We start from the raw sequence: 18,665 nt of genomic DNA on the forward strand, positions 1-18,665 counted from the left end.
ACGCGACGAAGAATAAGAGAAAAGCGAAGAGCAGAAAGGGCGGAGGCCTCCCCAGCTGCATCCCGGCACACACGTCCCAAGCGCGGGCTGCTTCCTTCCGGACCTGACCCAGTACACAAGATAGTGTTGCGGGAGAACCAAGAAGGCCTCCATCGATATGTCGTTAAGCTTGCTTAACTGCGGGGCATTATGTGGCATGGCTGGATGCAATGCAAGGAGGATTGATAGCTTCGCCGCTTAACTGTTGATCTTATGAGCAATATCCACCCAGTCAGTCGTCCGGCTCTTCCAAAAACAAGTATTCCCCGATCCAAATTGCCGCTAGCATCGTTGCCCACGCGACCAAAAGCGACATGGTAAGTTGTGAGGGTGTCACTAGCGTGATCACCAAAAAAGGAACGCAAGGTAAGACATGTAAAGCGATGGGACGCGAGGAGGCAAACCGTGGCGTCAGCCCTATCCACTGCAATAACCAGATCACCACCACAATCGAAACACACCAAAGCGCAGTCGGCCAACCAAGCAGCACGGCAAGCACTGGTAGCAAAAGCCATGCACTTTGCCGAGGTGGCATGTACGAGCGCCATTGCTGTAGCGCGCCCCATGCCACGACTAATCCCAGCAGCAAGACAGTGAATACCCAAGGTGAACCGGCGAGTTTTGCCTCCGATTGCAGCGCCATAATACCAGTCAGCATCGCAATCATCACTGAGCCCAGCAGTAGTTTGACATGTAGATGCCGCAAGGGGTTCATCAACAATGACAAGGCGGGCAGCATCAGTAAACTGGTTGCACTGAGCAATGCAGGCAGCTGGGGCATGGCATAGGCAAACGCCCCCATCGCCAACGTAAGTAACCAACTCGTGAGTGTCTCGGGGTAAAAGAAAAATACAGCCGGGACGAAAATCGCCCAACTGGATAACGAAAAACCGGAGACCAAACTGGCTGCCGCTGCAATGGCGACGAGCAGTGCAGGCCAAAGCAAAGAAGAGATCCGCATGCACACTCCTTGTGCTCCACTGACTCTTCTCAGTGTAGTGATTAGTTGCCGACTCGCACCAGTGTGAGGATGGGATCAAAGGTATGATTCGTATCCGTGATCACCTTATTGATGGTATTGGTGATAAACAGCGGGCGTTCGTTCACATCAATTTGTGCCGTGACGACGTATGTGTGTGTTGGAGAAATTTGGCTCGGATCGTAATTCAGTGAAAAGTGAATAGGCACTTGCTGGCCTTCGGTTACGAATGATTGCCGGCTAATCTCTTTACCGGGTGAACCCATTTTTTTCATTTCTACCAAACGGACCGTGACGCTGGCATTCTCAGGTAAAGCAAGTCTCTCACGATACACTAAAGTGCCGGAAACACTTGCTAAATCATTAGGTTGACTATTCCCTGAACAGGCAGTAAACACTAGGGCAGTGAATAAGGCGAACAACAGAAACGATAGTTTCTTCATTAAAGAATCCTCACTGGTACGCGTTTGAATGCGGCAAAAACGCTAAGGTTATGATAGCTTGATCAATAACACTGGAAGCATAGCACGTATCAAGGACTTATGAGCCAACCACTGACAGAACTCTTACAATTACTGCAGCTTGAGCGGTTAGATACAGGCCTTTACCGAGGTCAAAGTGAAAACCTTGGACTGCCACAGGTGTATGGTGGGCAGGTCATTGGGCAGGCCCTATCGGCCTCTAAAACCTCGGTCGACCCTGATCGCTTTTTGCATTCATTCCACAGTTATTTTCTGCGCCCAGGCGATCCTGAGCAGCCGATCATCTACGACGTTGAGATACTCAGAGACGGAAAAAGTTTCAGTACGCGACGGATCAAAGCGGTGCAAAACGGCAAACCCATCTTCTATTTGACGGCGTCTTATCAAGAGGAGGAAGAAAGCTTTGAGCATCAAAACACCATGCCAACCGACGTGCCAGCGCCCGAGACCTTGCGCTCGGAGCAGTCGCTAGTCAATGATATTGCCCACAAGCTGCCACCTAAGGTGGTCAAAGCGTTTGGGGGTGACAAGCCGATCGAAGTGCGACCTGCCACAGTGATCAATCCACTTAAGCCCCATGCCGCACCGGCTAAGCAATATCTGTGGATCCGCGCCAATGGTGAAGTGGGAGACGATTTTCATGTCCACCAGTATTTACTTGGCTATGCCGCCGATTGGGGCTTTTTGGTCACGGCGTTGCAGCCTCACGCAGTGACGCTGCTTACGCCGGGCATGAAAGTGGCCACCATTGATCACTCCATGTGGTTCCACCGTCCGTTCAGAATGGATGAGTGGCTGTTGTTTGCGATTGAAAGCCCCTCCGCCAGTGGTGCGCGTGGCTTTGTACGCGGCGAACTTTTCAATCAGCAAGGCGATCTTATCGCCTCAGCGACCCAAGAAGGCTTGATGCGTAAACTCTCCTAACCATCAACGTCTCGAGCGTGAGCGAATCTGAGCAGCACAAATAAGGGGCATTGCGCCCCTTTTTATCTGTTTCACCCATGACTGAACCGCTACACCTGCGCCTCTTCCTCTAATGCGGCTAAATGCGCGCTGGCTTGCTGGAGTTGATACATCTGCCAGTAGCGACCTTGCTGACGCAGTAAGCTTTGATGGCGCCCTTGCTCAATCACGCGGCCACGATGCAAGACGAGGATGTTATCGGCCTCGGCAATGGTCGATAAGCGGTGCGCAATCACCACCACTGTCATCTGTTGGCGTAACCGATTCAGCGCCTGTTGCACAAGCTCTTCGGTGCCGGAGTCGATATTGGCGGTGGCTTCATCAAGGATCAGAATTTTCGGCTGACGCACTAACACGCGCGCCAGAGCCAACAGCTGGCGCTGACCGGCAGAAAAGGTCATCCCGCCCTCGCCAAGTAAGGTATCCAGCCCCGCTGGCAACCCTTTCACGTAATCTGCCAGCGCCACTTGTTCGAGCGCATGCCAGATTTTTTCATCGTCCAGCGTCTGCCCCAGCGCGATGTTTTCTCGCAAACTCCCCGTCAGCATGTGCGGGTCTTGCTGTACCATGGCAACGCCTTCACGCAAGGTTTGATGACTCAAGCTTTCGATCGGTAATCCACCCAGCGTCAGCGTCCCCTCACCTGTGCGATAAAATCCCATCAGTAACGACGCCAAAGTTGATTTACCGCTGCCCGTATGTCCCACCAACGCCAGAAAGCCGCCGGCCGGGACGTCTACATTCACGTCTGACAACACCGGTGTTTCACCATCATAGGAAAACGACACATTCTGCAGTGCAATGGCACCATCAGGGATCGGCGTGGTGTCATGACCATATTGCTCAGGCGGCGTATCCATCATTTCGAAAAGCCGCTCACCGGCCGAGATAGCCTGCTGAAGCAGTGACAGTTGCTGCATCATTTCAATCAATGGCTCGGTGATCCGCCCCAAATAGCTTAAAAAGGCGTACAGCACCCCGACCCCAATTACTGCTGTGCCGCTAAAACCGAAGATAGCCACCAAAGACAGCAACGCGGCCCCTGCCAATAAATCAATCAAAGGGCGAAGATAGATCCCGTTCAGGCGTTGAATAGTCACCATGGCATCTAGGTGATCCGCCGTCATATCACTGAATCGCGAGGAGAACGCTCGTTCTTGCTGCATTAGCTGGATCAAATTCATGCCGAGCACAGATTCATTCATCACCCCGTTGATATCTGCTAGCCGATCTCGCGCCCGACGATACGCAGGCGCTGAACGTTTTTGATAGCGCGCCATCACCAGCACCACACACGGCAGTAGCACCAACACCACCATTGTCAGTTGCACACTGAGCATCAGCATCGCCACCAGCATCACCCCAATCAGTGCGATGTTACGTAAAAAGGTAGAAAGCACAGACACATACAGCTCTTTCAACGACTCGGTGTCATTGGTCAAGCGCGATACAATCCGCCCCATTGGCACATAATCAAAGGCTGACAGAGGCTGTTTAATCACGTTGGCGAACACCGCTTTACGAATACGTTGAATGATGGCCACCGCCATGGTGTTAAAACGCAGCTCGTACTGATACTGAAAGCCCGCGGAGACAATGGTCGATACGATATAACCCACCGCCAGTGCCCACATGATCACCGCCGGATAATGATCTTTGGCGACATAATTATCGAGAAAGATTTGCACCAAATAAGGCCCTGTTACTTCGGCCACAGCCGCCACCAGCAAGAAAATCGTGGCAATCACAAATTGACGCCTGTCGCGGCGCATGTAGCTTAGCAATCGAAATAAGATCTCTCGCTTAGTCATGGCGCGGCTCCTCATCGGCTTCCAATGCCGCTTCCAACTGCTGATATTGGTGCATTTCTTGATACCATCCTGGCTGTTGAATCAATTGGCGATGCTGGCCACGCTCTCGGACTTGCCCGTGGCTGAGTACCACAATTTCATCGGCGTTTTCGAGTGCCGATAAGCGGTGGGCTATCACAATCGTGGTACGGGTGTGCTGATGCTGTTGCAGGTTCTGCAAAATACGGTGCTCGGTGTCACCGTCAACGGCTGACAAGGCATCATCCAAAATCAAGCACTCCGCTTCCACCAACAAAGCGCGGGCAATCGAAATCCGCTGCTTTTGACCGCCAGATAAGGTGATCCCTTTTTCACCGACTGCGGTTTCATACCCGTGCGGCAGCTGACGGATGTCTTCATCAATGCAGGCAAGTTTCGCCGCCTGTTCGATTTCCGCTTGGGTCGCATCCGGACGACCAAGGGCGATGTTTTCCGCAATCGAGCGCGAAAACAAAAACGGCGTTTGCGTCACCACCGCGAAACGTTGTCGCCATGACGACAAATCAGCCTCCGCTATCGACACATCACCATAGCGAATATCGCCCTTTTCAAGCTGGGTCAGATGAAGCAGCAATTGCAATAAGGTTGATTTGCCACTGCCGACTGGGCCGGCAATCCCCAACATGGCTCCAGGCGGAAGCGTCACATGGATATCTTTAAGGGCAAAACTGTCATCCGGTTGCCACTTAAACTGCTCAATCGCCAGCGTCAACGGCTGCATGGTGTCAGGCAGCGGCGTGTCACCGCCAACAATGTCTGGCTGCTCTTGCAGCAACGCATCAATCCGCGTCCAAGCCGCGCGCCCACGCTCAATAATATTAAACAGCCACGCCACTGCGAGCATCGGCCAAATCATCAAGCCTTGATACAGGGTAAATGCGGTAAGATCCCCAAGCGAAATCTCACCGTTAGCGACCAAGTAGCCACCGCCAGACACGGTTAGGAAAAACGAGGCGCCAATGGTGCCTTGGATCACCGGCGAAAACAGCGCATCAACCCTTGCCACCGCGAGGTTTTTCTCCCCAGTACGATCGGCAACTTGATCAAACTGATTCATCTGGTGCTGCTCTAAGCCGAATGCACGTACCATACGCACCGCCGACAGTGAGGACTGACTCACCTCTGACAGCTCAGAAAACGCCGCTTGCGATTCGGTGAAGGTATGGTGCAAACGGCGACCGAAGCGATTAACCAGTACTGCCATTACCGGCATCGGTAACAGGGCTAAGAGTGTGAGCTGCCAGCTAATTTGGCTCACCATCACAATGAGCACGGCCGCACCTGTGATAATAGAATCCCCAGCGGTCAGGACCCCTTCACCGGCGGTCATTACCACTGCTTTTACATCATTGGTAGAACGCGCCATGATATCGCCACTCGGATAGCGACGGAAAAAATGCGGTGATTGACGAGTAAAATGATCATAAAGCCGGTTGCGCAACACAGTGCCAAGCTCAGCCGCAGCACCAAACAGCCACACTCGCCACACAATGCGTAGCACATACACCACCACCCAAATGGCCAGCATACCCGCAAGTAGCCACATCAATAGCTCAGTGGAAATCTCGCCCGCGACCACGCCATCGACCACATGGCCCACAGCCATCGGTGGAATGAGCTCGAAGACAGAGACAAATACCAAAATAATCATGGCGCCGACATAACGACGCCATTCACGTTTAAAAAACCAGCCTAACTGCCAAAACACCTTCATGAGGTCTCCTTTTTATCCCCGCCTTTTTATCATCAGAACGACCTATCGGATCGGTAAGGCGGTGGTGTACTTAAGCGCTTCCATGGCGAATGTTGATGTCACATTATTCAGACTTGGCACAGAATTGACCAGCTTTTTATAAAAATGATCAAATCGAGTCATATCAGCCACCTGCACCTTCATCATGTAATCATATTCTCCCGCCATACGGTAGAATTCCATCACCTCAGGGAACTCGGTTACCACCTCGGTAAAGGTCTTGTACCACTGCTCACTGTGGTCATTGGTTTTGATATGGACGAAGGCGGTAAATGCGAGGCCAACGGTTTCGGGGTCAAGCAATGCCACCCGCCCGCGGATCACCCCTTGTGATTCCAGCCGTTTCAGCCGCTTCCAACAGGGAGTCGTGGTTAAATTCACCCGTTCGGCCAACGCAGCCACAGACCAGTTGGCATCTTCCTGTAGAGCCGCGAGTAAAGTGCGATCTATCTCATCTAAAGTGACAGTCATGAAAAATTATTTCCATTAAGTGCTATATGTGAGTTTATTTTTCTCTTTTGGTGGCATTATAGAGCAAAAATAGCAAGGTTTTTATCCCACACTTTACGTAAACTGGTGCTAATTACGTATTCGGAGATGCATGATGACAACCTCACATCCTTGCCATACTTGGGTCGGTAACGCGATTCGCCTGATTGAAGCCGACTTTAAACGCTCTGCAGATACCCATTTAATTAAGCTCGATCTCCCTAGCTTTACAGACATTGATATTTATCTGAAAGACGAAAGCACCCACCCAACCGGTAGCTTGAAGCACCGCTTGGCGCGTTCTTTGTTTTTGTACGGCTTGTGTAATGGTTGGATTGATGAGCACACCACCATCATTGAAAGCTCGTCAGGCAGTACTGCCATTTCCGAAGCGTATTTTGCCCGTCTGCTTGGCTTACGTTTTATTGCCGTAGTGCCTAAAAACACTGCGTGTAAGAAGATTGAGCAAATCCGTTTTTATGGCGGTGAAGCGCACTTTGTCGAGCGGTCAGATCAGATCTATGCCGAGTCTCGTCGCCTTGCTAAGGAGCTCAATGGCCATTACATGGACCAGTTTACCTATGCCGAGCGCGCGACCGACTGGCGTAGCAATAACAACATTGCCAACCGCATTTTTGATCAAATGCAGTACGAGCGCTTTCCGATCCCTAGCTGGATTGTGATGAGCCCGGGCACCGGTGGCACCTCAGCGACCATTGGCCGCTACATTCGTTATCGTTGCCAACCCACTCAGCTGATGGTGGCTGATGCTGAGCATTCGGTGTTTCACGATTACTACCTCACTGGCGACAGTGCATTAACCACCGATAAAAGCAGCCGCATTGAAGGGATTGGACGGCCTCGTGTCGAGCCTAGCTTCATTCCCGGCGTGATTGATAGAATGACCACAGTGCCGGACACTCACAGTATCGCCACCATTCACTGGCTAGAAAGCCAGCTTGGCCGCAAAGCCGGCGCGTCCACCGGTACCAACCTGTACGGCGTCTTGATGTTAGCAAATGAAATGCGCGCCAACGGCGAAAAAGGCTCTATTGTCACCTTGCTATGTGACAGCGGCGAGCGCTACCTAGACACCTATTACAACCCTGATTGGGTGCGCGAGCACATTGGGGATCTCGACCAAGCGACCCATGATTTGCAGACGGTGTTGGGGTAATAGGCACAACAGCCTTATGGTTTGTGGTAGCGACGCTCCGGGCGACCGACGCTACCATAAGCCACCTCAGCGCAAAGCTCATCTCTTCCGACCATATATTCCAAGTAACGACGCGCTGTTGTTCGGCTCGCGCCAATTTGCTGCCCAACCTGCTCGGCATTTAGCGCTATCGTGGGAGCATTTAAAACCTCACGAATTTTATTCAGTGTAATCGCGTCTATGCCTTTTGGTAGTCGCGGTGAATAAGGTTCGCTCTTCTCCTTTACGCCCGACGCCAGTAGGCCATCAACTTGGCTTTGAATGAGTGAATCCATATTTGCAAGCTTTTGAACATGCGTAGAATATTGGTTTAAAGACGTTTTTAATCGCTCGAAAACAACGGGCTTTAAAATATAATCAAATATACCGTTGTGCATGGCGGTGCGAAGAGTCTCTACCTCCTTAGCTGCCGTCACCAATATCACATCTGTATGCGCACTCTTGGCGCGCAATTCCCTCAGTAACTCCAGACCTGTGCCCTTGGGGAACTGATTGTCGAGAAGCAGTAATTGAGGTCGAAATACATCAAGCAAGTCTCTTGCATCATCCAAGTCATGGGCAATTCCCACTACATCAAACCCTTCGATTTTATCGATAAAGCGACGCTGAATCTCTGCAATTTTCGGATCGTCTTCTGCAATGACAATACTGATTAATTCTGTCATGTGTTGTCCTGATATGGATGTTGATCGAGCTCTTGCCATTTAGCTCTAGGTATATAAACCGTAAAGCGGCTTCCTGATAATCTACCTTGCTTATCACGCATATTCGGCTCAACTGTTACGATACCACCGAGGTGTGCAACTTGACGCTGAACTAAATCCAAGCCAATGCCATGACCATCGGTCTCTTTTGTTGTGTAACCACGCGTGAATATCGCCTCTGCTTGTTGGTGAGATAGACCTGCCCCCTGATCATTCACTTCGAAAATAAGCTCTTTACCGTAGTCAGAAAAACTCAGTGTGACTTGGCCATCGGGCCCATAATGATCCAGCGTTGCTTCTAGGGCGTTATCAACGAGGTTACCTAAAATACTGACCAGCTGCTCACGCGGCAAAGCCTCTGGCAAATCCTGCATATGGCTTTCTTTATCAACGGTTAATCGTAAACCTAACTCTCTTGCTCGATTATATTTACCCAACAGGCATCCCGCCAGAATGCTATCTGAAGTGACCTGCATCACCCGTTGAATAAAGGATTGGTGGCCTGAGGTTTCCTGGCCGATCATTCGCAACGCCTCATTTGTCGCCCCCATGTGGATCAGTCCAGCAAGAGTATGTAATTTGTTGTTGTACTCATGTGCTTGGCTGCGCAAGGACTCCGCATACTGTTTGATTCGCGTTAGCTTACGGCTTACCAAATCCACCTCGTCTTTCAATCTAAAGCTAGACACGACCCCCGTGATGAGACCGTTTTGCCGCAATGGAATCCGGTTAACAATAAGATTGTGATGATGAAGCCAAATCTCTTGATCAAAATCAGGCTCTCCCTCCGCCAGGACAGTTTCCATTCCGGTATCGGGTAATACATCCGTAATATGGCGACCAATGTAGAGTTGGTCTTCTGGCAGCGCTAGCGTCTTTATGGCTGCACGATTGAATGTCGTGATATATCCAGATTGGTTAATCGCAACAATCCCTTCGCGAACAGTTTCTAATGTCACATTACGCTCCTGAAACAGACGCGCAATTTGCTCAGGCTCGAGATTGAAAATCGCTCGACGAAAATGATTAGCGAATAAGATCGCGGTAATAACACTAAAGATAAAGGCTGCGAGGATGGCGAAGAACATTGTACTGGTGTGATGTATGACGATTGCATCAACAGTGTCTAGTAAGTACCCCACCGAGACAATGCCGATAATCGATTTCCCGTCAGGACTGAAAATAGGCGCTTTCCCGCGCACAGACCAACCCACACTTCCCTCGGCTTGCGCAATGTACGCTTGACCATGAATCAGCGCAGGGGCATTGGTATCTCCGTCATCATCGGCCATCGATTTCCCTAAACGATCAGGTAAAGGGTGAGCAAGCCGAATCCCCACCTCATTGCCAAACACGACAAACCGTGCTTGAGCCGAACGTGCGAGAGCAACACTTAAAGGTTGCAAAAATGTTGAGTTCTCTTTTGATACGGCTTCAACCACATCAGGCATCGCCGCGATCGTCATCGCGACCCGCATCGCTTGCTGACCAATTTGCTCATTAAGGACTCTATCGAGGTAATTGATAGCAAAGTAGCCAAGCGTCCCTGTTTGTAGGATGGCAATCACACCTAAAATCAATATCATGCGCTGCTTTAGCTTCAAGCGACGCAATGAGAGAAACTGACGCATTGTGGTGGCGAGCTCCTTTCACCCAAGCATTCTCATGTTCTGTTAGTTTATCTGCGTTATGTTTTTATTGCAGTGAACAATATGAACAAAACCACCAAAACATTTTTTATTCACATTATTTTTACAATATATGAAATGCTCAACAACAGCATTAGAGTCCTCATGAGGAAGCAATCAATACATGAGGAAGCACAATGTTCAAGCAATATCGAAAAGGTAAATCAACAGCCATCGTCGCAGGTGTGATAGCAGCCGCGCTAAGCATTAACGTCCAAGCGAGCGTCGACAACATTCATTTTCTAGTACCAGGCGGCGCTGGTGGTGGTTGGGACAGCACAGCACGTGGCGTCGGGGAAGTACTTTCTAAATCTGAGCTTGTCGAACAGGTTTCGTACGAGAACATGTCCGGCGGTGGCGGAGGTAAGGCCATTGCGTACCTGATCCAAACCGCTGAGCAATCTACCGACACGTTAATGGTTAACTCCACACCGATTGTGATCCGCTCTCTTGCCAAAGTTTTTCCGCAATCGTTTCGTGATTTGACCCCAGTAGCGGCCACTATTGGTGATTATGCTGCGTTCGTTGTACCCAAAGACTCAAAATACCAAAGCTTTACCGATCTTGTGGAGCAATACAACAACGATCCTCGTTCCGTTTCTGTTGCCGGTGGGTCAGCGCGCGGCAGTATGGATCATTTAGTGGCAGCGCTCGCATTTAAAGCAGGTGGCGGCGACCCACGACAAGTAAAATACCTCGCCTACGATGCCGGAGGTAAAGCCATGGCAGGGTTGCTATCAGGCGAAACTCAGGTGCTCTCAACCGGTTTAAGTGAAGCGTTGACGCTTGCAGCAGCAGGTGAAGTGCGTATCCTCGCGATGACAGGGGAAGAGCGCTCTCCCGTTGCACCCAATGTGCCTACCCTCAAAGAGCTGGGCTACGACGCGACGTTTGTCAACTGGCGTGGCTTTTTTGGCTCCCCAGAAATCAGTCAAGCACGTGCGAAAGAGTATGCACAAGTACTGGGTGAGATGTATGACACACCTGAATGGAAATCCGTGCGCGATCGATACGGCTGGACCGAAATCTATAAGCCTGGCGACGAATTCATGCACTTTCTTGAACAACAAGAAAAAGAAATCGGCGCCTTGATGACTGAGCTTGGTTTCATGTAATCGCCTTACCGCAGCGTCGCCATGCTTCTTGGCGCGCTGCTTCTCCATTTTATTGGTTCATCTAGAGAGGGAGCTCCAATGACGATAACCAAAGACCATATCGGCGGCCTAATATTTCTGAGCTTTTCGCTTGCTTACGGTTATTACGCTAATCAAATAGCGCTTATTCCTGGCGATGAGTTTCAGCCCTTTCATGCCCGCACCCTCCCCAACTTTCTTGCCGTATTAGGGAGTGTGCTCGCGCTACTACAGTTGCTCACCGCCACAAAAAGTCGACACTCAACGCTTTCATTAGCCGGCTACGATTTTTGGCTCATGAGCAAACTCTTATTATTGATGGTCGCGTTTTCGCTTGCACTGAAATGGGTCGGTTTTTTGGTATCCACCGCGCTGTTTCTTGCTGGCGGTTATTGGTTGCTTGGTGAGCGGCGCCCCAAAGTTATTCTCTTGGCCTCCGTCCCTTTTGCTATCAGCTTCTGGTTTTTATTGACCCAAATGCTCGATATCTATCTAGCTCCTGGTCAACTTTTTCGCCTAGCACAAGGAGGGTAAGCGATGTTTGATGGAATTATGTCTGGGCTTGGTACTGCTATCATGCCCTTCAACTTACTCATGGTAATTGTTGGCTGCTTTGCCGGCACCTTTATAGGGATGTTACCCGGACTCGGCCCCATTTCAGCGATTGCCCTAATGATCCCGATCACTTACGGGCTCGATCCATCATCGGGTATTATTCTGATGGCTGGCGTATACTACGGTGCCGTTTTTGGCGGATCTACTTCCTCCATTCTTATCAACGCTCCGGGATGTGCCAGTACCGTTGTGACCGCGTTTGACGGTTATCCATTGGCGCAACAAAAACAAGCTGGAAAAGCCTTGGCGCTTGCCGCCTATTCCTCTTTCACCGGTGGCACGATCGGCGCCATCATCTTACTCTTTGCCGCGCCTGCGCTAGCAAAAGTATCTTTGAGTTTTCAATCCAGTGACTACTTTGCACTTATGGTGCTGGGACTCACTGCTGTGGCTGCATTTTCCGGTAAAGGGCGCGTGCTTAAAGCCATGATGATGACTGTCTTTGGCCTGATGATCGCGACAGTTGGCATTGATGTGATGTCAGGCAGCCCACGATTTACCTTTGGAAATGTCGATTTAATTGATGGTATCAGCTTCTTATTACTAGCAATGGCAACCTTTGCATTAACGGAAGTTGTGATGACAGTGCTGAGGGGGGAGCACAAAGAAAAAGACGCCCAGATCGATATGACCTCACTCGGCAGCATGAAGCTAAGCAAAGAAGAAATAAAACACGTCGCCCCGACCGTCGGTCGTTCATCATTTTTTGGCTTTCTTGTTGGCGTATTACCCGGCGCAGGCGCAACGATCGCCGCCTTTTTAAGCTATGGCATGGAAAGAAACTTTGCGCCTAAGGCACTTAAAGAAAGATTTGGGCGCGGAGCGTTGCGTGGGCTTGCCGCCCCAGAGTCTGCTAACAATGCCGCCTCGACAGGATCCTTTGTTCCTCTACTTACGCTTGGTATTCCGGGATCTGGCACGACCGCCATTATGCTCGGGGCACTAATCGCTTATGGCATTCAACCCGGTCCACGCCTTTTTATCGACAATCCTGATGTGTTCTGGTCCGTGATTATCTCGATGTACTTCGGTAATCTGGTTTTGTTAATTCTCAATCTACCGCTGATCCCTTACATCTCTCGTCTGTTGGTGATCCCACGCCCCATTTTAATCCCATTGATATTGTTTTTCTCCATCACGGGCGTTTATCTGGTCAGTTTTAATGCCTTCGATATCCAAATGATGGTCGTCATCACCATCATCGCCACCTTTTTGAAACTGCTAGACTTTCCAATGGCTCCCATGCTTTTAGGGTTTATTCTAGGCGATATATTGGAGAAAAATCTTAGCCGTACACTAACACTGACGGATGGTAGCTATGCATTCCTATGGGAAAGGCCACTAACACTTACCATCATGCTGTTAGCGGTACTCGCTTTGTTACTGCCTGGCTTTATCGCCGTCTGGGATAAAAAACGAGGTAAGAAAAGCAGTACAACCCAAGCGACCGAGCACGCGACAGATTGATAAACTGCACAAAAGCATTAATGCGCTAGTCCGTATCTTTATCTATCCGCGTCTGCAAGGCATCAAATTTGTCGTGCAGGCGCATTAGTTCAAGCTCGAGTTTTAGATTGATTTCGTAGGTGGCTTTTTGCTCCATCCTATCTTTTGCCGCTTGGCGGTTTTGCGACATCATGATGATCGGCGCTTGGAAAGCCGCCAGACTGGATAACCCAAGGTTCAGCAAAATAAAGGGATAGGGATCAAATGACGTGTCTCCCACTAACCAAACCGTATTCACGACAATCCAGCCAATGATGAATGCGAAGAAAAGCCCGATAARTGACCAAGAGCCACCAAATGAGGCAATTTTGTCCGCCACCATTTGCCCAGTGGTCAAACTTTCGTGGAAGGACTTGTTGACGTTCTCAGACACTGCCGTGTTATTGGCAATGCTTTCAATAACTTTTTGTTCTCCCGAACTAAGGCTACCAAATGGCTGGCCGAGCAAAGCTTTGGCTAAGTTCTCAAAATATTTTTTCATCTATGACTCCATGCCAACACGCACAATACCAACGGGGTATGATGCAGCGCTTATCATTAAGCGATTGAAATAGAGTAGATTAACGTAGGGACTCCGCAAGTGATGCCCACCCGAAAGCGTGAGGCAACCACTGCGGTAAGACTGAATTATACCAATTCAAATAGCGGTCGCGATTGGGTGTGCCACGCTGGGTCAATAGGTTAACGACTTCTACAACTATCCATGCTTTTGCCAAGACAAGCTCAACAAACAGTGAATGGCTATCCACACTCGGATTTGCTGCTTTGTAGCGAGTGATAATCGCTTGATAGGCTGTTTTATCTCCCATTCCCGCGACCAAAGGAGCTAAATCAATCGCTGGTGAACCTTGCCCAAAGCGCTCCCAATCAAACAGCACTAATGTACCGTCTTCACGTCTTCCCCAGTTGCCCGGATTAGTATCACCAGAGAGTACACAACGGGGCGTGAACAATACATCGCTGTACTGTTGTAACTGATACAGCATCCTTTCAAGCTCAGGAGTCAAGCTGAGCTGTTCAAGCGCGAATTGTGTTTGCGGTAAAGACCATTGGTGGTGTTTGAAGTGTGGTTGAATTGATAGCTCGATACCATGTAGGCGAGCTAATTGCTCAAACGTATTGGTATCTTGCGCAAGTTCTTCTATCGAAACCGCATGTGGAATCCATTCCATACAGAGAGTCGTCTCACTCACCTCGAACAAGGCTGGCGTGTTTACACCGACTGCGTTGACATAAGGCGCAACAGAGCAGTAAAAATCCCGCTCAACTAACGTCGCATGAGTTTTTGTGATACAAGCCCGACCCTGATACGTTGAACGGCAGACCGACGCCTCCCCCATTTGAGCTAGGTTTTGTCTATTCATTGCCAACACGCCTCACCCAGTTGGATCGCCATTCAGGTGCTGGCATGTCGTCAGGCCAAAACTCTTGTTGATACGCGATACGACCAGCCTTCAGTGTATGAAAAGTAATTACTCGATCGTTAACAACACCATCAGTCACTCCAACATCTGTCACCACCCTATCGCCTTCAGCAATACAAGAGTAAACGGAGAATGTCCATAGACCATTTGCAGGATAGGCCGTGTTTAGTGCGACAAAGTCATCGCGCCCAACGATCAATTCTCCTGACTGAGGCCAGAAGCATTGATAGTCATCACTGAAGTACTCACTCGCTTTTGAGAAGTCATTTCGTTGCATGGCTTCCCAAAACGCGAGAACAACATCCTTGTTCGTCATGCTTATTCCTTGGTTATGTCTTTGATATGTCCTTACAAACTAAATCCGGCGGGCGCGAATAGTGCGTCCTTTAACTTTACCCTCATTGAGTTTACGCAATGCGGCTTTAACGCAAGATTGTGACACGGCAATAAACGCCACATTGTCGAGTACATTGATTTTGCCGACCTGCTTACCGTCAATGCCCGCTTGGCCAGTCAGCGCACCTAAAATATCACCCGCACGTACTTTTTGCTTTTTACCTGAGTCAATCATCAAGGTTGCCATTTCAGGCCGGTAAGGCGCAGTGTCGAGCAAATGCTGCGGCGGCAGGGCTTCGGGGAGAAAATCGCGATCATACTGATCGCCAATCATCGCCAGCTTATAGTGCTCGGCATCGTTATATAGCGAACACGCCACCCCTTTTTTGCCAGCGCGACCGGTACGGCCGACACGGTGTAAATGAGTTTGTGGATCGTGGGCGAGTTGATAGTTGATCACCATATCCATGTCATCAATGTCTAAGCCGCGCGCGGCCACATCAGTGGCCACCAGCACAGACGCACTTTTGTTGGCAAATTTTACCAAGGTGCGCTCACGGCCACGCTGTTCAATATCGCCATGCAAGGCAACGGCGCTAAAGCCATCATCTTCTAGGTTATCGCAAACTTGTTGTGTTTGAGCTTTGGTCGTACAGAACACCACACAGCTTTGCGGCTGAAAGTGCAATAAAAGTAACTTTAACGCTTGATAACGCTGCTTGTTGTCATCGACTTTATAAACGTGTTGCGTGATTGTACTTTGCGTTTGCACCTCATCCACTTTAACGGAGACAGGGTGGCTCAACACTCGCTGGGCAATCGCATTGATCGAGCGCGGGAAAGTGGCGCTAAATAACAAGGTTTGGCGATGAGCAGGAACACGCGCAATGATGGCATCCAAGGTATCTTGGAAGCCCATATCCAGCATCTGATCGGCTTCATCCAACACCAAGGTCTCAACATCATCAAGGCGCAAGGTGCCTTTGCGTAAATGGTCATCCACACGCCCTGGAGTGCCGACAATAATGTGTGCACCATGCTCCAATGAGCCAATTTGTGGGCCAATCGATACACCGCCACACAGCGTCAGCACTTTGACATTATGGCGACCACGCGCCAACTTACGCATCTCAACCGCCACTTGCTCGGCCAGCTCACGGGTTGGACACAGCACCAAAGATTGCACGCGAAAGCGTTTTACGTTCAGTTTGGCTAACACACCTAAGCTAAATGCCGCCGTTTTCCCCGAGCCAGTTTTAGCTTGGGCAATAATGTCTTTGCCACTGAGCACAGACGGTAAACTCTGCGCCTGAATGGGCGTCATCTGCGTATAACCCAAGGTTGCCAAGTTATCGAGTAAATCAGCAGGTAACGCGAGCGAGGAAAAAGCGGTATCAGTCAAAGTCGTATCCACAGCAAAAGTAAATCATGCCGCGCCCAAGCACGGCCAAAAAGGGGGCGTATCATACCAGAGTCTGATTGCTGCCACATTAACCAATTAGCGCCACACTCTTGATAACCGCTTTGTCGCCTCATGTATTTTGTTGCGTAATTGTTAGACCAAGCTCCGTATTTACCTTTGCGCGGCTTGTCTTGTCATTGTGCTTGGTGTGCAATCAAGACACACAATTAAGGAGGATTGTCTTGTGGCAAATATCCCAGTAGAAAACTACCCGCTCTCTCATACGCAGGCGATTGTCTGGAACGACATGGATGCCCTGCAACACATCAATAACACCGTGTACTTTCGCTATTTTGAAGATGTGCGTGTGGTGATGCTTGAAAAACTGGAAGTATTCGAGCTAGCCAAACGGCTGCATGTAGGCCCCGTGGTCGCCTCAACTCGCTGCGATTATCGCGCCCCTTTGGTGTATCCAGATACCATCACCACCGTCGCTTGGGTCGAGGATATTCAAGAAAAGCGCTATGCGATGAAGTATGAAATCTACAGTCACAATCAAGAACGCTGTGTGGCCGAGGGCGAGGCCTTGATTGTCTATTGCGATTTTAAAACCGGTAAAAGCTGCCCTATCCCAGCCGAGACGCTCGAAGGGTTAAAAGCTTTTGTGGCGAAACAGTAACTTTATTCCAAACTAATCTCTTCAGGCTCGCCCACTCTGGTTACAGACGGCGCGCCTGGGGCGTTCCAGCGAAACAAGGTAATATGCCAAGTGCTGGGATCTTTTCGCGACGGGTCAATCAAGCCAATTTCATTACCATTTCTCAGCGTATCGGCCACCAACCAACTGGATGGTGATTCGCCTTTTGCTAAGGCCGCTTGCCAATCAACGCTGGATAAGGTTTTGTATTGCTGGAGTTCAGGATGACGCAAATCCACCAGCTCACAGGGGTCAACCTGATACCGCACAAGCACGCGTGGCGTTGTGATCTGGCTGGCGTACTTTTGCATGGCTACGCGCGCACTCTCTGCACTCTCGGTTAAATACAGCGCACTTTCCCCCTGACGATTATACCGACCGTTCGGTCTGTCTTTACTTTCTCGCATCAAGGCAGCGTCGATATGCTCAGGGTGACATACTCTAACAAAAATACCCGAGATAGGTGTGCGGCACAGGCGGGGGATTGCTTGCGGTTCAAGTCCGTCCATGACTTGCGAATGTCCTTTATAAATCAATTATCAAGGCGTAGCTTAGCAAACAAAGAGGGGACAAATTGCGTGCTGACTAACGGATTGCATCATCGCATCTGGCTTGCTGTCGATACCGCACAGGGGTACCATCCGTGCTCTGTGTAACACTGGGTAAGTAGCACCGCCAAAGGACAAACCAATGAAAAAAGCCGTTGTGGTATTTAGCGGAGGACAGGATTCAACCACCTGTTTGATTCAAGCGCAGGCAGAGTACGACGAAGTGCATTGCCTCACGTTCGACTATAACCAGCGCCACAAGCAAGAAATTGATGTTGCCCGAGAGATTGCTGCAAACCGCAACGTCAGTGCGCACAAGGTACTGGATGTTGGTTTGCTCAATGAATTGGCGATTAGCTCGCTCACACGCGACAATATTCCTGTTTCCAATGCACTGAACGAAAACGGCCTGCCCAATTCCTTTGTGCCGGGTCGTAATATCTTGTTTTTGACTTTAGCGGGTATCTACGCCTATCAAATTGGCGCTGAGGCGGTAATCACCGGTGTCTGCGAAACTGACTTTTCTGGCTACCCAGATTGTCGTAACGATTTTATTCAATCAATGCAGCAAGCCCTTGAGCGCGGTATGGATAGAAAACTCGCCTTAGTCACACCACTGATGTGGCTGAATAAAGCCGAGACTTGGGCACTGGCCGACCAGTATCACGCCCTCGATTTTGTACGCGACCATACCCTAACCTGCTATAACGGCATTAAAGGCACTGGCTGTGGCGAGTGTCCAGCCTGTCACTTGCGTCAGCGTGGCTTAGATGAGTACCTCGCCAACCAAGCAGAAGTACAAGCCGCGCTGCAACGCAAACAAGCCGAAAACGCGTAATAG

At 50.0% G+C, this 18,665-nt stretch carries 19 protein-coding genes and 1 other RNA gene; 7 read left to right on the forward strand and 13 right to left on the reverse strand.

The window, feature by feature from the left end:
* Positions 1–46 precede the first annotated feature (46 nt).
* The 3 genes from ffs to BZG82_RS04740 form a co-directional block, all read right to left on the reverse strand.
* Positions 47–143, reverse strand: an RNA gene (gene ffs / locus BZG82_RS04730) — signal recognition particle sRNA small type.
* 128 nt (positions 144–271) lie between these two features.
* The gene (locus BZG82_RS04735; protein WP_077765278.1) at positions 272–1,000 is read right to left on the reverse strand and encodes a hypothetical protein; all 729 of its coding nucleotides are present in this window, start codon (positions 998–1,000) and stop codon (positions 272–274) included.
* 41 nt (positions 1,001–1,041) lie between these two features.
* The gene (locus BZG82_RS04740) at positions 1,042–1,461 is read right to left on the reverse strand and encodes a YbaY family lipoprotein (RefSeq protein WP_077765279.1); all 420 of its coding nucleotides are present in this window, start codon (positions 1,459–1,461) and stop codon (positions 1,042–1,044) included.
* Between the two features lie 99 nt (positions 1,462–1,560).
* Here BZG82_RS04740 and tesB point away from each other — a divergent pair, with 99 nt between their 5' ends.
* Positions 1,561–2,424, forward strand: coding sequence for an acyl-CoA thioesterase II (tesB, locus tag BZG82_RS04745; RefSeq protein ID WP_077457642.1), 864 nt, complete (start codon positions 1,561–1,563; stop codon positions 2,422–2,424).
* Between the two features lie 89 nt (positions 2,425–2,513).
* Here tesB and BZG82_RS04750 read toward each other — a convergent pair whose 3' ends face one another.
* From BZG82_RS04750 to BZG82_RS04760, 3 genes are read right to left on the reverse strand one after another with little or no spacing between them, the layout of a single operon-like run.
* Positions 2,514–4,274: an ABC transporter transmembrane domain-containing protein gene (locus BZG82_RS04750; RefSeq protein ID WP_077765280.1), complete on the reverse strand. Its 1,761-nt coding sequence runs from the start codon at positions 4,272–4,274 to the stop codon at positions 2,514–2,516.
* Positions 4,267–6,027: an ABC transporter transmembrane domain-containing protein gene (locus BZG82_RS04755; protein ID WP_077765281.1), complete on the reverse strand. Its 1,761-nt coding sequence runs from the start codon at positions 6,025–6,027 to the stop codon at positions 4,267–4,269. The genes BZG82_RS04750 and BZG82_RS04755 overlap by 8 nt, the downstream gene beginning before the upstream one ends.
* A 42-nt stretch (positions 6,028–6,069) precedes the next feature.
* Entirely contained in the window at positions 6,070–6,537 is a 468-nt protein-coding gene (locus BZG82_RS04760; RefSeq protein ID WP_077479010.1) for an Lrp/AsnC family transcriptional regulator, read from the reverse strand.
* Between the two features lie 130 nt (positions 6,538–6,667).
* Here BZG82_RS04760 and BZG82_RS04765 point away from each other — a divergent pair, with 130 nt between their 5' ends.
* The gene (locus tag BZG82_RS04765) at positions 6,668–7,732 is read left to right on the forward strand and encodes a PLP-dependent cysteine synthase family protein (protein ID WP_101494722.1); all 1,065 of its coding nucleotides are present in this window, start codon (positions 6,668–6,670) and stop codon (positions 7,730–7,732) included.
* Positions 7,733–7,746: 14 nt separating this feature from the next.
* Here BZG82_RS04765 and BZG82_RS04770 read toward each other — a convergent pair whose 3' ends face one another.
* On the reverse strand, positions 7,747–8,436 hold the full coding sequence (locus tag BZG82_RS04770) for a response regulator (protein ID WP_074213090.1): 690 nt from the start codon (positions 8,434–8,436) through the stop codon (positions 7,747–7,749).
* The gene (locus BZG82_RS04775) at positions 8,433–10,106 is read right to left on the reverse strand and encodes an ATP-binding protein (RefSeq protein WP_077765282.1); all 1,674 of its coding nucleotides are present in this window, start codon (positions 10,104–10,106) and stop codon (positions 8,433–8,435) included. The genes BZG82_RS04770 and BZG82_RS04775 overlap by 4 nt, the downstream gene beginning before the upstream one ends.
* Positions 10,107–10,300: 194 nt before the next feature.
* Between BZG82_RS04775 and BZG82_RS04780 the strand changes: the two genes are divergently transcribed.
* The 3 genes from BZG82_RS04780 to BZG82_RS04790 are packed head-to-tail and all read left to right on the forward strand — an operon-like array spanning position 10,301 to position 13,378.
* Positions 10,301–11,278 (forward strand): tripartite tricarboxylate transporter substrate binding protein, encoded by a 978-nt coding sequence (locus BZG82_RS04780; RefSeq protein WP_077578537.1) that lies wholly within the window; start codon positions 10,301–10,303, stop codon positions 11,276–11,278.
* A gap of 21 nt (positions 11,279–11,299) precedes the next feature.
* Positions 11,300–11,830, forward strand: coding sequence for a tripartite tricarboxylate transporter TctB family protein (locus BZG82_RS04785; RefSeq protein WP_241837343.1), 531 nt, complete (start codon positions 11,300–11,302; stop codon positions 11,828–11,830).
* Positions 11,831–11,833: 3 nt separating this feature from the next.
* Positions 11,834–13,378 (forward strand): tripartite tricarboxylate transporter permease, encoded by a 1,545-nt coding sequence (locus tag BZG82_RS04790; protein WP_046073628.1) that lies wholly within the window; start codon positions 11,834–11,836, stop codon positions 13,376–13,378.
* A 25-nt stretch (positions 13,379–13,403) separates the two neighbouring features.
* Here the strand turns inward: BZG82_RS04790 and BZG82_RS04795 are convergent, their stop codons facing one another.
* The 4 genes from BZG82_RS04795 to dbpA form a co-directional block, all read right to left on the reverse strand.
* Positions 13,404–13,898, reverse strand: a complete 495-nt coding sequence (locus BZG82_RS04795) for a DUF1003 domain-containing protein (RefSeq protein WP_077765283.1) — start codon at positions 13,896–13,898, stop codon at positions 13,404–13,406.
* A 79-nt stretch (positions 13,899–13,977) separates the two neighbouring features.
* A complete protein-coding gene (locus BZG82_RS04800; protein WP_077765284.1) occupies positions 13,978–14,589 on the reverse strand; it encodes a phosphotransferase family protein in 612 nt (203 codons plus the stop codon).
* Positions 14,590–14,773: 184 nt separating this feature from the next.
* On the reverse strand, positions 14,774–15,157 hold the full coding sequence (locus BZG82_RS04805) for a nuclear transport factor 2 family protein (protein WP_077765285.1): 384 nt from the start codon (positions 15,155–15,157) through the stop codon (positions 14,774–14,776).
* A 39-nt stretch (positions 15,158–15,196) separates the two neighbouring features.
* Positions 15,197–16,579 (reverse strand): ATP-dependent RNA helicase DbpA, encoded by a 1,383-nt coding sequence (dbpA, locus tag BZG82_RS04810; RefSeq protein WP_077765298.1) that lies wholly within the window; start codon positions 16,577–16,579, stop codon positions 15,197–15,199.
* Positions 16,580–16,823: 244 nt separating this feature from the next.
* Between dbpA and BZG82_RS04815 the strand changes: the two genes are divergently transcribed.
* A complete protein-coding gene (locus BZG82_RS04815) occupies positions 16,824–17,258 on the forward strand; it encodes an acyl-CoA thioesterase (protein ID WP_231637397.1) in 435 nt (144 codons plus the stop codon).
* A 2-nt stretch (positions 17,259–17,260) separates the two neighbouring features.
* Here the strand turns inward: BZG82_RS04815 and BZG82_RS04820 are convergent, their stop codons facing one another.
* Positions 17,261–17,785 carry an RES family NAD+ phosphorylase gene (locus BZG82_RS04820; RefSeq protein ID WP_077765286.1) on the reverse strand — a complete coding sequence of 175 codons (525 nt, stop codon included), beginning with the start codon at positions 17,783–17,785 and terminating at the stop codon, positions 17,261–17,263.
* A gap of 181 nt (positions 17,786–17,966) precedes the next feature.
* On the opposite strand from BZG82_RS04820, the gene queC reads away from it, so the two are divergent.
* Positions 17,967–18,662, forward strand: a complete 696-nt coding sequence (gene queC / locus BZG82_RS04825; RefSeq protein ID WP_077765287.1) for a 7-cyano-7-deazaguanine synthase QueC — start codon at positions 17,967–17,969, stop codon at positions 18,660–18,662.
* The last annotated feature ends 3 nt before the right edge of the window (positions 18,663–18,665 follow it).

This window comes from Salinivibrio sp. PR5 (genome assembly GCF_001996085.1).
Lineage (GTDB): Bacteria > Pseudomonadota > Gammaproteobacteria > Enterobacterales > Vibrionaceae > Salinivibrio > Salinivibrio proteolyticus.